Origin of the sequence: 'Nostoc azollae' 0708, assembly GCF_000196515.1 — a bacterium.
Taxonomy (GTDB): domain Bacteria; phylum Cyanobacteriota; class Cyanobacteriia; order Cyanobacteriales; family Nostocaceae; genus Trichormus_B; species Trichormus_B azollae.
This window is the reverse complement of the sequence record NC_014248.1, coordinates 93,876-106,538: the sequence shown is the minus strand read 5'-3', so window position 1 is coordinate 106,538 and position 12,663 is coordinate 93,876. Positions and strand designations below refer to the sequence as shown.

12 protein-coding genes, 1 tRNA gene and 3 pseudogenes are annotated in these 12,663 nt (G+C 38.5%); 12 read left to right on the top strand and 4 right to left on the bottom strand.

The window, feature by feature from the left end; all coding sequences use genetic code 11:
• The first annotated feature begins 755 nt into the window (after positions 1-755).
• On the top strand, positions 756-959 hold the full coding sequence (locus tag AAZO_RS00555) for a type II toxin-antitoxin system Phd/YefM family antitoxin (RefSeq protein ID WP_013189785.1): 204 nt from the start codon (positions 756-758) through the stop codon (positions 957-959).
• 32 nt (positions 960-991) lie between these two features.
• Positions 992-1,375 carry a type II toxin-antitoxin system VapC family toxin gene (locus AAZO_RS00550; RefSeq protein WP_013189784.1) on the top strand — a complete coding sequence of 128 codons (384 nt, stop codon included), beginning with the start codon at positions 992-994 and terminating at the stop codon, positions 1,373-1,375.
• 88 nt (positions 1,376-1,463) lie between these two features.
• On the opposite strand, the gene AAZO_RS00545 is transcribed toward AAZO_RS00550, so the two are convergent.
• The gene (locus AAZO_RS00545; RefSeq protein WP_013189783.1) at positions 1,464-2,876 is read right to left on the bottom strand and encodes a lysophospholipid acyltransferase family protein; all 1,413 of its coding nucleotides are present in this window, start codon (positions 2,874-2,876) and stop codon (positions 1,464-1,466) included.
• Positions 2,877-3,090: 214 nt separating this feature from the next.
• Between AAZO_RS00545 and AAZO_RS00540 the strand changes: the two are divergent.
• Positions 3,091-3,720 (top strand): annotated as a pseudogene (locus AAZO_RS00540) (DUF938 domain-containing protein).
• Here the strand turns inward: AAZO_RS00540 and AAZO_RS00535 are convergent.
• A tRNA-Ala gene (locus tag AAZO_RS00535) sits at positions 3,721-3,793 on the bottom strand.
• Between the two features lie 112 nt (positions 3,794-3,905).
• Here AAZO_RS00535 and trhO point away from each other — a divergent pair.
• The gene (trhO, locus tag AAZO_RS00530; protein WP_013189782.1) at positions 3,906-4,826 is read left to right on the top strand and encodes an oxygen-dependent tRNA uridine(34) hydroxylase TrhO; all 921 of its coding nucleotides are present in this window, start codon (positions 3,906-3,908) and stop codon (positions 4,824-4,826) included.
• Positions 4,827-4,844: 18 nt separating this feature from the next.
• Here trhO and AAZO_RS00525 read toward each other — a convergent pair whose 3' ends face one another.
• Positions 4,845-5,507 carry a class I SAM-dependent methyltransferase gene (locus AAZO_RS00525; protein ID WP_013189781.1) on the bottom strand — a complete coding sequence of 221 codons (663 nt, stop codon included), beginning with the start codon at positions 5,505-5,507 and terminating at the stop codon, positions 4,845-4,847.
• A gap of 235 nt (positions 5,508-5,742) precedes the next feature.
• Here AAZO_RS00525 and AAZO_RS00520 point away from each other — a divergent pair, with 235 nt between their 5' ends.
• Both AAZO_RS00520 and AAZO_RS00515 read left to right on the top strand, forming a co-directional pair.
• Positions 5,743-6,681 carry a phosphoribulokinase gene (locus AAZO_RS00520; protein WP_013189780.1) on the top strand — a complete coding sequence of 313 codons (939 nt, stop codon included), beginning with the start codon at positions 5,743-5,745 and terminating at the stop codon, positions 6,679-6,681.
• A 68-nt stretch (positions 6,682-6,749) separates the two neighbouring features.
• Positions 6,750-6,941 (top strand): hypothetical protein, encoded by a 192-nt coding sequence (locus AAZO_RS00515; protein WP_013189779.1) that lies wholly within the window; start codon positions 6,750-6,752, stop codon positions 6,939-6,941.
• A 299-nt stretch (positions 6,942-7,240) separates the two neighbouring features.
• Here AAZO_RS00515 and AAZO_RS28085 read toward each other — a convergent pair.
• A pseudogene (locus AAZO_RS28085) lies at positions 7,241-8,685 on the bottom strand (IS66 family transposase).
• 626 nt (positions 8,686-9,311) lie between these two features.
• Here AAZO_RS28085 and AAZO_RS44480 point away from each other — a divergent pair.
• The 6 genes and pseudogenes from AAZO_RS44480 to AAZO_RS00480 all read left to right on the top strand — a co-directional run bounded on the left by AAZO_RS44480 (position 9,312) and on the right by AAZO_RS00480 (position 12,533).
• Entirely contained in the window at positions 9,312-9,464 is a 153-nt protein-coding gene (locus AAZO_RS44480; RefSeq protein ID WP_476691472.1) for a hypothetical protein, read from the top strand.
• Positions 9,434-9,820 (top strand): annotated as a pseudogene (locus AAZO_RS44475) (IS4 family transposase); the annotation flags it as partial. The gene AAZO_RS44480 and the pseudogene AAZO_RS44475, both read left to right, overlap by 31 nt.
• A gap of 549 nt (positions 9,821-10,369) precedes the next feature.
• Positions 10,370-10,582, top strand: coding sequence for a DUF2997 domain-containing protein (locus AAZO_RS00495; protein WP_013189778.1), 213 nt, complete (start codon positions 10,370-10,372; stop codon positions 10,580-10,582).
• 40 nt (positions 10,583-10,622) lie between these two features.
• Positions 10,623-11,009 (top strand): DUF1257 domain-containing protein, encoded by a 387-nt coding sequence (locus AAZO_RS00490; RefSeq protein WP_013189777.1) that lies wholly within the window; start codon positions 10,623-10,625, stop codon positions 11,007-11,009.
• The gene (locus tag AAZO_RS00485; RefSeq protein ID WP_013189776.1) at positions 11,009-11,464 is read left to right on the top strand and encodes a ferredoxin; all 456 of its coding nucleotides are present in this window, start codon (positions 11,009-11,011) and stop codon (positions 11,462-11,464) included. The genes AAZO_RS00490 and AAZO_RS00485 overlap by 1 nt, the downstream gene beginning before the upstream one ends.
• Before the next feature lie 544 nt (positions 11,465-12,008).
• Positions 12,009-12,533 carry a DUF192 domain-containing protein gene (locus tag AAZO_RS00480; RefSeq protein WP_013189775.1) on the top strand — a complete coding sequence of 175 codons (525 nt, stop codon included), beginning with the start codon at positions 12,009-12,011 and terminating at the stop codon, positions 12,531-12,533.
• The last annotated feature ends 130 nt before the right edge of the window (positions 12,534-12,663 follow it).

Below are 12,663 nucleotides of genomic sequence, written 5' to 3'. Positions count from 1 at the left end.
AGTTGACGACGTTAAGTTGTTCGGGTATAAAAATAATCCAGAACCCATAAAAAAAGGGCAGAAACCCACCATGCTGCTAACAGCATAGATGATCTACCCTCAAAGTTCCACAAATCTTATCTAGTAAGCTTGACTCTTACAAACTGAGATTTGCCAGTATTTAAGTTTACTGTTTTATCGCAGTAACTCTATCAACTACTGATTTAGCCAAATCGGCCGCACTCAATGCTACAGCCCCACCGTTTGATGCTAATGCTAATGTTTCTATTGCGATAAATAGCAATAGAACAGATAAAATGATAGCAAATAAAGTCCACTTGGTTTCATATTCGTGTTTTACCTCACTTGCTGCCTATTTTTATGTGAGTGTACAGACCATAATTTACCCTACTCAATCTGGTTGAGTAGGGAATTTCATATTTCTATCTCTATTAATTATATATCCACATTCCTGATTTTTACGCAACCACAAAAATATCTATCTAACCTAGAGTCATGTCTTCTCTAAAATAGCTTACAGTACAGCTAAATTATTTACCAATCTGGATATAGGAACAGCAAATCGAATAATTTAATCCGTGGGTAGAATTTGCTGGTATATTCAAAGACGACCCTCTTTTTGATGAGTTTGTAGAAGAAATGGCTGCAAATCGGCGTGAATTAGATGCAGAAATGGCTTTTTTGGATTAGCTAGAGTCTTTAATTCATCCTCCACTGTCTATAAATATTCCTGACCACTCATCTCAAAATAATTCATGCTAACCCTAACAATTGATGAAATACAAAAAAATCTAACTAGCTATCTTCACCAAGTAGGAGCACGAGAGAATATTATTCTCATACAAGAAGGTCAGCCCATTGCAGAAATTAAACCAGTTTCATCTACTGCTCAACAACTGAGACCCTATGGTTTATGTCCTGGAGAATTTACTGTTGCAGATGATTTTGATACTCCTTGACCTGAAGATATTTTGAATAATTTTGAGGGTAAATGAAACTATTGTTGGACACCCATATTTTTCTATGCTTCATTAGTGGTGAGCAAGGATTACCAATTCATTTGCAGAATAGCATTCGTGATTTAAACAACGACGTATATTTAAGCTATATCTCTGTGTGGCAAGTTACTGTTAAGTATCAATCAGGCAAATTATCTTTGCCAGCGTATTCTGAAATTTATCTTCCCAAACAGCGACAGCAACACCTTATACGCAGCCTCAACTTAGAGGAAGAAAGTGTTGGTCAACTCTTGAACTTGCCATTATTGCATCGTTGCCCTTTTGATCTAATTTTGATTTGTCAAGCTTTACAGCATAATTTGAGTATAGTAAATTTATATCCTGCTATTCGTGCCTATTCTATCAACGTCTTATAGCTGAATTATATGGTTGAAATCAAATGTATCAGCTTACCCAGATCAAGACAAAGAAACCTTCTCCGTGCGTCTGCGTCTATGGGTGAAACTAATCTTTAACCAACGCCTCCAACTCCACCTGCAAATCATTTGTTAAATCACTCAACTCCCTTCTAGAAGCCTGTTTATTACCTTGACACATCTGCCATCTTTCACTCACAGAAATTGGTTTACCTACGGTAATCATCGCCTGTTTTAAACCTAAACGCGGCCTTCCTGGTAAAGTAGACTCTTTAATTCTAGACAACATATCAAACATTAATAACGCCGTTTCTGCAAATCGTTCCGCTGTGGGTTTATCCTGAATATAATTAGCAGTAACCGCCACAAAACCTTCCGCTATTCTCATGTGCTGCATTCGCAAATCTGCTTCTTCTGCTACCCAGTCAGCAAGAGCACGTTTGAAGGGTGGTAAACTATTAATATCAGCTATTTTATCACGATAAATATAATTCCATCCAGCTTCTTCTAAGCGCCGACATCTATAAATAAAATTACCTTGCGGCTGTACATTGAAATATTGTTCACAAACTTGTAACGCTGTATCCATTAAACGGTGTAATCTCGTAATTAAAATATCATTAGGTTTAGCTGTTTCCTTAGCAAGAATTGCTGGTAAATCTCGATGATAAAAACAACGGTAAAATTCTTCCATTTCTGTGATGAGATATTCAGCAAGATTTAAAATCCGCTGACATAATACTTCTTCCAGTTTCTTCCCTGTTGGATTAATTTCCGCAACGGGTAAACCGCTATCAGCTTCTAATTTAGATAACAACCAATCTATTTTTGACCAAGGTGGGTTAACGTAACTATATTTAATGCCAATGGGGATAATAACAACAGTTTCTTCACGGTTGGCCTTTTGTAAATCTTCCACACACCAAAAACCCAACTGTGCTACACCTGGTTCTAAAGGACTGACAATACCACTATGACCATTTATACCTCCTTCTGGTGCGATCGCAATCGGCATTTTAGCATTTGCAAATAAATCCCGTGCCATTTGAATAGCGTTTCTGTCTACTCGTCTTCCCCGACGTACAGGTACACCACCAACATAAGAGAATAACCATCCTAACCAATTTCCTGCCCATAATGTCATCCCTCGTTCATACATAAAATGACTATGTACGGGGTATTCTAGGGGAATGCCTTTGTCTCGTGCTACTTTGGGAACTATGCGGGAAAGTAAATATAGCATAGATAGGGGATCTTCGACTTCTGGGTGACGAAAAGCGATTAAAAAGCGAATTTTCCCTGCTTGAAATTCCTGGTATAATTTGGCTAATATTTCGGCATTTTTGGCTTCAATTTTCACAATACCTGCTGGTAGCCAAGGTCTAGTTCTCACCCAGAGAATCAAGGGAAGAAACCAAGAAACAGTCTTGAGTACCAAAGGGTTAAAGCGTGGAGAAATAAATTTCAGTGGGGGTTGGGTGGAATGAATTAATTTTGGCAAGTCTTTCTCCTGTATTGTGGTGAAAAAATGTGAACAGGGAGCGAGCGCACTTATAGTAGGGAATAGATAAGAGAAAAACACTTATTCTCACTAATTAGCCGGACTTCATATTATTTTGTCAAATATTCGAAAAACTTAAAAATCTAAAGAGCTAAAATTAATATGTACCTTCATCTCAATCCAGTTTAATGATAATCATAAAGACATCGGAAGTATGAATACAAATTCCGACAAAAACACTTTGCACCAGCAACCCAAGGCAACCGTGAAGCTATTTTAGAGGTACTTTTACAAGTATTACCTGCGAATGGTACTATTTCAGAAATTGCCAGTGGAACAGGAGAATACGCAGTATTTTTTGCACCTCATCTAGCACCGCCAAAATGGCTACTTTATGACCCCCAACCCATATTACACAACAGCATTGCCGCTTGGTCAGAAGAATTTAAAAGTGACAATCTTTACCCACCCATAGAAGATGCACAGTTACCAACTTGGCCTGTGGATAAAGACACATTATCCAACTCGCCAATTGCCGCTATAGTCAACATTAACATGATTCATATTTCCCCTTGGTCAGCCTGTCTAGGACTCATGGCCGGAGCTGGGCAGATTCTTCCCCCAGATGGTATCCTGTACTTATATCGGTCCCTACAAACAAAATCGCCAACATACCGCACCCAGTAATGAAGCTTTTGATGAGTCGTTACAGTCACAAAACCCAGAATGGGGAGTGCGTAATTTAGAGGATCTGGTGAAAGCAGCAAAGGCTGAAAATTTGACACTGGAAAAAATTTACCAGATGCCAACAAATAACCTGTCACTAGTATTGAAACATGATTAATGGAAGTTAGCCGACTCGAACCGCTGACATCCTGCTTGCAAAGTAGGCGCTCTACCAACTGAGCTAAACTCCCTTAACAATCCAAAATTAAAAACTTTAATAATTTTATTTTTATTAAAAGAGGATTGACTTCAAAACTTTGAAAGAGATTACGATTACAATAATATTCTTTGTTTGTAAATAGTATGACACCAGAAAATATTTTAGTTGTGGCAGCGCTGTATAAATTTGTCAGTTTACCCGACTATATCGAACTGCAACCACCCCTATTGTCTTTTTGTCAGGAACAAGGCATTAAGGGAACAATTTTACTAGCTAAGGAAGGCATTAACGGGACTATAGCTGGTTCTCGTCAAGCTATTGATGCGGTTTTAGCATTTCTGCGTGGTGATACTCGGTTAGCAGATTTAGAACATAAAGAATCTTACACAGACACACCACCATTTGAAAGAATGAAAGTGAGGCTAAAACGAGAAATAGTAACTTTGGGAATACTAGAAGTTGACCCAAATGAAAAAGTAGGAACTTATGTTAATCCTCAAGAATGGAATGATTTGATTTCTGACCCACAAGTGATCGTAATTGATACCCGCAATGATTATGAAGTAAGTATCGGCACTTTCAAAAGGGCAGAAAATCCCCAAACTCAAATATTCCGAAAATTCCCTGAATATGTAAGTAAAAATCTAGACCCTAAAAAGGACAAAAAAGTTGCCTTATTTTGTACTGGTGGCATTCGCTGCGAAAAAGCCTCATCTTATATGATGACTCAAGGCTTTGAAGAAGTTTATCACCTCAAAGGTGGCATTCTCAAATATTTAGAAGAAGTCCCCAGCGAAGAAAGTCTATGGGAAGGAGAATGCTTTGTATTTGATGAACGGGTTACAGTTCGTCATGGTTTCGAAGAGGGAAGTTATGAATTATGCTTCTGTTGTGGTCATCCCATTGCGGAAGATGATAAAACCTTACCCAAGTATGAAGAAGGTATTTCCTGCCCGCACTGTTTTGATAGTTTGACCAAGGAAAAAAGGGTGCGACAGCAGGAAAAATGGAAACAGTACAGGTTAAATAAGTTAACAGTTAACAGTAAAGAGACTGACCACTGATAACTGATAACTGAATCCTTAATTCTTTCGTGCTAACGTCAACCCATCAGCTATGGGAACTACACTCAGGGTGACTCGTGAGTCTTGATGTAACTTTTGATTGAACGCGCGAATTTTTTTAGTTTGATTATCTTGAACTTCGGAATCTGCAACTTTCCCAGACCACAGTACATTATCAACGGCAATTAGTCCACCTGGTCGAATTAATTGCAGTGAGCGCTCATAGTAGTTTTCATAGTTACCCTTATCAGCATCAATAAACGCAAAATCAAAACTTTCTGTTTCCCCTGTTGCCAGCAAATTGTCTAAAGTTTCCAAAGCTGGAGCAATACGTAAATCAATCTTATCAGCTATCCCTGCCTTTTCCCAATAACGGCGAGCAATGCTTGTAAACTCCTCACTCACATCACAGGCGATAATCTTACCATCTGCTGGTAATGCCAAGGCTGTTACTAAGGAACTATAACCTGTAAAAACACCAACTTCTAAAGTTTTCTTTGCTCCCAGCAATTTAACTAATAATGCCATGAACTGTCCCTGTTCTGGGGAAATTTGCATTTGATCCATTGGTAACTGGGCGGTTTCATGGCGCAGTTGAGTTAAAATGTCCGGTTCTCGCAAAGAAACTGCAAGTAAATAATCATATAAGTGTTGCTCTAAGCCAATTGTTTGTTTTCCCATAGTTTTTTTGATAAAAACTTTATCTGTTTCTTTATCTGTTTTAGTGTAACCAGAACTTGCCTCTTTTAAACTCCTATAATTTTTATAACTCCTGAACTCCTTTGATTGTGTAGAGATATTGCGTCCATAGGGAAAGCTTGAATTTATTAGCTAATTCCCCTCTAAAATTAATAAATTAGCTAAAAGTGTTCCTGACAAACATTATCACGCAACTAATTTGTGTTAAGGGGGTAAGATGAGTTGTCCAATCATTCTTGGTATTGTAGGTGACAGTGCAGCCGGAAAAACTACCCTGACCAGGGGTATTGCTCAGATACTTGGCCCGGAGAATGTTACACTCATCTGTACTGATGATTACCACCGTTATGATCGCACAGAACGCGCCAAATTAGGTATTACAGCCCTTCATCCTGACTGTAATCATTTAGATATTATGCAGCAGCATCTATCACTTTTACGCACAGGTCAACCAATTCTTAAACCAGTTTATAGCCACCAAACGGGAAGCTTTGAAGCTCCAAAGTATATTAAACCTAGTAAATTTGTCATTATTGAGGGCTTACTTGGTTATTCTACCCGTGCAGCCCGTGATGCTTATGATGTTAAAGTTTACCTTGCACCACCGGAAAAACTCCGCGCTACGTGGAAAGTTAAGCGAGATACGCAAAAACGCGGCTATACTCCAGAACAGGTATTGGAAGAATTAGAAAAACGTGAACCAGACTCACAACAGTTTATCCGTCCCCAGCGTCAATGGTCTGATATAGTGGTGAGTTTCTATCCTCCCAACGAAAATGAGGATGAAAGCAATGGACATTTAAATGTGCGCTTGGTGTTGCGTCCAACAATCCCCCACCCAGATTTTACAGAGATTATTGAAGCTGGTAATGGTGATCTAGAATCAGCCGTGCGTTTGGGACTAGTCCGAGATATGGGTAAACCGGTGGATGTGTTAGAAGTTGATGGACACGCTACTTTGGAACAGGTGAATAAGATAGAGCATATTATGTGTTCAGATATGCCTTACTTAAAAAGTATATGTGATCGCGAAATTAATCCCGAACTAGGTAAAATAGCAGGTACAACGGGAGAGACTTTGCAAAGTTATCCCCTTGCACTTACCCAATTAATCATTACTTATCATATGTTGAAGGCTACGCAAATATATCAATAATATTGTCTGCATTAGTTTGTTGAGATGTAATGAAATTAGCATAAATGGCAATATCAGAGGCACAGTGAATGCGAAAGTCTGGAAATAAGAGTAGATTCAAGTTACAAATTATCAATAAATCTGCCTTAATTCTTTTGGCTGTGCTTCTTGGTATTGTTGCAGTTTCCAGTATTTGGATATGGTGGATGATGTTATGGATACCGGAGAAAAGTTATCAAGGAAAACTTCCACCTCTAAAAACAGCAGAAATTACCCTTTGAATCAAAGATTACTACAACAAGATTAAAAAAAGCTGGCTGTTGAAATTGGTATTCGGAACACTAGTCAATATGAGAAACTCAATCAGACAAAAGACTTTTTAATCACTTCTTTAACTCAATCTGGTTACGAAATCCAACAACAAGAATATAAAATAGATGGTAAATCTTACTACAACATTGAAGTTGAAAAGAAAGAAATAAATAAACCCGAAGAAATAATTGTAGTGGGTGACCACTATGATTCAGCCTTTACCAGTCCCAAAAGGGTTACAAAGGAATTATGGTGTAAGGATTCAGGTCTAAGGAAGAGGGATTAAAGAAGGTGTATGGAAAGCAGAGTGAACCATGGCTTTCATAGGTTGGTCAAAAAACTCAATTAGAGAAAGTGCTTAACGGCGACAAGTTTGTATAACCGTCAATAAATTGGCAGGATGTTGGAATAGCTCCAGAGAAAGAGAACCACCAGAGACTTTTTGTTGTGTCACTGCTAAACCTAACCTTGGTTCAGCTAAATTATGATCAAGGTCTATTGGCTAAGGAAGGTAAAAGTTTACCAGGTTCCCCTGGGGCTTGATCAATGAATGAATGGAAGATTCAACTTTTGGTTGAAACTAGGATGGCCAAGTCAAGAATTCATGAAGGTTTTGGGTTTGTTGGAATAAAGGGTAGTTTTTAAAACCTTCATCTATGAGGTCGATGAATTTTGTGCCAATTTCTTGGTGATTGAAGCCAGGAATCTTGATTAGTGTCTTGAAGTGACGGGGTAGGGTAGATGTGCCTGACATTTCTGTTGAGCTGTGACCGCATAACCGTTATAGGCAGTAAAGTCATCAGAACTGAGTACACCAGAGTAACTTAAACCCACAATGGATTCTAATTCGCCAGGACAAGGAGTATCAGACCCATGAAATCAAGGGAAGTCACTATTGGCAAAAATCCATAACCATTGTTTCACCCCTTTGACTACCCAGGGTATTTCATCCCCAAGGATATGAGGCTGGGTTTGTTTGATCCACTGTTTGAGGCTATGAATACTTTGAGCCACTGGACCATCTATTCCTTCATTGGTACCTACTAATGTTCCCACTCCAATTTCTATTTGACCCACTTCCCACAACAACAAGTGTTGTTTTTCATAGGGTCAATGGCCCTAGTTATTGATCCATCCCAAAAAAGCTTGTCCTGTGATTCCTATATCTTGTCCGGGTACTATTTCTGGTGACCAGTGTGCCCTTTGTGTTTCCCCACACACACTGTAAGTCTACGCATATCTTTCATATTCTACTATTTGGATTGGCCTGTCCACCAACTCCCCTACTTGCTTGTTGTGTTTCGATTTTGATTATTGGTTCGCCAAACAATTGCCCCTGACCTCACCATCCACAGACTTGCCGTCCCACTATCTCAAATCTATTCTATCTACTCCACCAAACACCTTTCTCCTTTTTCCCCTATGCCCTGGTTGTCCTCCTGGTTTCCGTTTTCGTGTCTGGTTTTCTTCTGGTTTATCTTCTTGTTTGTTCTCGCTTTTTTTGAGGATGTCTCCCAAGGGTGGTTTGGATCATGTTATGGTCTCTAAATCTATACTGACCTTGAGTTTCTCTATTTCTTTTTCCAGTTCTACTACTCTATTTCTTAGGTTCTCTATACTTTTCCCCTGGTCAATAATGATTTCTACCAGTTGCTCTGTTCCCAACTGCTTCAATATCTTTCTGTCTAGTTTTAGTGGCAGCTTCTTTTCCATAACTGCTATATTCTGCCTCTCCTATCACACTTTTCAATACCCCACCACCTGAATCCTTACATTATGGTGACATATACTTACTGCGCCTTATCGCTATCAATATTACCACACATCAGAAGATACGTATGGTAAAGTTGATTTCCAGAAACTAGCACGAGTTGTTAATGGTTTGGTAAAAGTAATATCTGATGTAGCCACATGATTCAATATATTAAAACCTCCCGTCTCAATATATAATATTGCCTATCACAGCCATGGTGAAAGTGATGCACCAACGATAGTTCTTTTGTATGAGTGGCCTGATGATGCACTAACTTGGAATGCCATTATCCCTGCATCATTGGTGACAAGTTAAGGAAAAGAAGAAATTTTGTCAAGGATGGTATTTGGATAGGTTAAAAATCGTGATAAACTCACTGTAGACAAGTAATTGAGCGATTGAAACAAGCCATGACAAACAGCCGAAAAATCAATCGAGACCACGGCAAAAAAAATAGAGACCAATGGTGGAAGATGAAGTAATAGGCCAGCAATTGGAAAGATTACTGACACCAGCCATTACAAATCAAGAAAATTACTACCGAAAACTAGGAGTCAGATAACGGATACTGAATTTACCGTTGATCATGGCTGCAGTGTTGACCTTACTGTGGCGAGATATAGCAGGAGTCAGAGAACTGACAAGAATGTTAGCCAGAGATAATTTGCTGTGGTGTAATCCCACAAAACTTAGTCAAGGCGAATTTAAGATGCTTTTAATACGGTCGAAAGACTCTTAGATTTAAGTTATTTATGAACAGGTTCAATCAATGGGATTAAATTACAAATTTGGGCAACGTGGTTATTTTATGGTGTTTTAGTAGATTTAGGTGATACCGTAGCAGATGAACTTTCTCTGCCTTTTGATGAGATTTCATTAGAAATGATTTATCTCGGTCTTTATCATTCTACTATGGCTCATCAAAAAGGTAAGGCAACAGATCCTGTTAAATATTTTGCTGACCCTCAAAATCGAGATTTAAGTATTATCAAACAGAAGCCAAAACTAAATGTTAAGTTAATTGTCGCTCCTTTTCCTGCTCTTCAACGTGGAACTGACCAGTTTTTTTTCCATATTTCTCCAAAAGCCTCTTGACAAAAGACTTTCAGCCTTAAATTGTCACAAATGAGCTTAGACTAAGGGTTTTCAGCCTATTTCTTTCTAAAATTCTGTGACACTGATTTAGCTCTAGAAGTAGTATTCTACTATATATAGCAATACTTATAAATAAAAATATACTAAACACAAGCGAGCAATCGCACCACGATGATCCAACATAGCCTTTATTCGATAAAAATGATAAATCTTTTCAATAAGCTTTAGTATTTTTTTAGATTTCTCTTTGTGTGTCTTTTGGCTGTAATCCTAGTTTTACAGAGTTTTTACAGTTCTTCATGTTGGATAATCTTGATCTTGACTAATTGATCAGGTTAAGAGAGACTTACTACTAACAGATGCAACCGCTTATAAAAAAAATAATTTTTGTAAAGATTCTGAGATATATATTTTCATTTTCGATTCGATGGAACATTTTTTAACAAATGGCAAGCAATTTTGTTTCTAAATAGTTCCTGCTGCTAGGTCTTAACCAACTCTGCTACAGCAGTAAGGTTTAATTGTACTATCGAGGTTGGCTTTCAGACAATGGAAACATTAGAATTCATAATTTATCCAGACGGTAGAGTACAAGAGAAAGTCACTGGTATTGTGGGTGCTTCTTGTGCTGAAGTAACAGCAGCAATAGAGGCTCAACTGGGACAGGTACTCATTCAAGAGCCAACCTCAGAATTTTTTACCACCAACAATATTCAGGAATCTGGTATAGCGAACAGGCAAACCTCGTTCAGCGAATGGTAAGTTTTCCAACTAGTAAAGTTTCTACAGATTACAAAGCACCATGTCACACTTTAGCCAAATTAAAACACAAATCCGTAACCTCGAATCCTTAAAAGATGCTCTCTCTGACTTAGGTATAGACTGGAAACCAGGACCCCGTGAAGTGAGTGGTTATAGTGGTCAAACCCATGCAGCGGAAGTTAGCATTGAGCAGGAAAATGGTTATGACATCGGTTTTAGATGGAATGGAAAGGAATACGAATTGGTAGCTGACCTGCAATATTGGCAGCAAGATTTGTCTGTAGATGGATTTTTGCGCCAAGTTACTCAGCGTTATGCTTATCAAACAGTGATGAAAGAAACTACAAAAGTGGGCTTTCAAGTTGCTGAACAACAAAAAAATGAAGATGGTTCTATTCGCTTAGTATTACAACGCTGGAGTGCGTAATGACCCAATTGCAGCCGTTACCAGAATATTTAGAAAATAATCGTTCCCGTTTAGAGCCAGAATTAGGCGGTTTTTTAAGGGATGAGCCAGAACGCTCTGGTTTAGAACCGGAACTGGGCGGCATGGTGCGGCAGAAAGGGGTTTACGTAGATGAAATTACCTGTATTGGTTGTAAAAGTTGTGCTCATGTTGCCCGTAATACCTTTTATATTGAACCAGATTATGGGCGATCACGTGTCATTCGCCAAGATGGTGACGCAGAAGAAGTAGTTCAAGAAGCTATAGATACCTGTCCAGTTGATTGTATTCACTGGGTTGATTACACTGAACTAAGAAACTTGGAAGATGACCGCAAATATCAGGTTATTCCTGTAGTTGGTTATCCTGTAGATCATGCTGTCGCTACTATAGAAAAACGTCGGAAGAAACAAAAGTTAAATAAGAAACAACCGTAAAGTCGTAATATCAAGCAATTAACACTTTATAAGGCTGGTTATAATTCCAGCCTTTATTTTTGATCAAGAAGAATTTGGTCCTTCAGTACCTAATATGCAAAATCTAGCAAAATATCTCACAAAAGCCGACTACCTAGCAGAAATAAGGCATAATTTTAACACTATTGCATACTGCCTCTTTCCTCTGTTTCCTGTTTCAGACTGGTGATTTATACTGTAAACGCGTGACACTTGGACCTACTGAAAGAGATAGTAAAGTATCTCTTTCAGAGACGCTCTGCGAACGTTCAGAATGATACTTTTAAACCGTTCTTAGTATAGTAGAACAAGTACGATAGAGTCAAGAATTTTTATCATTGGTGTTTGATTAAAAAAATGATTGTAAATAGTGGGCTATTTTTTGGAAATTTCTGTTAGATCCAAATCTAAATCACAAAAACCTAGAGTATTCAGTTAATACCTCTTTAATTTTCCCACCTTTAATGGCTATAACCCTTACTAGCAAATCACTTGTCGATTCAGAAATGTGAATTTTGAACTGCTTATGTTGCGTCAGCTAACTTTGTTGTGTGTACTGCTAAGTATTTTACTTATGGGTTGTTCTGCACCAACCACAGCACAATCTGCCACTCCGACATCAGTTTCTCAAGCTCAAGCACCAATATCTAAAGGTCAAACTTTGCCAATTTCTGCTCAAGCTACTGTTCCCAATGGGACAAAAATTAAGCTGGAAGTAGCACAAACACCAGAACAGCAAATGATGGGGTTGATGTATCGATCAGCTTTACCAGATGATCGTGGGATGGTGTTTGTCTTTCCCTCTGCTCAACCAGTCCAATTCTGGATGAAGAATGTACCCGTACCTTTGGATATGGTCTTCCTTGACAATGGTGTAGTCAAGTATATGCAAACTGCTGCACCTCCCTGTAATAGCGACCCTTGTCCGACCTATGGACCTAATGTACTGATAGATCAAGTAATTGAACTAAGGGCAGGACGAGCTACCGAACTAGGTTTACACGCAGGTGATCAAGTCAAAATGAAATTCTTCAAATCCTCAGGTTCTTAGTTATCAATTATCAGTTATCAGTTGTCACTGTTGCTTCCGACACCTCACACCCTGTTCTACTAAAAACGGTTAGTATCATTCTGAACGTTCGCGGAGCGTCTCTGAAAGAGATAGTGAAGTATCTCCGAGA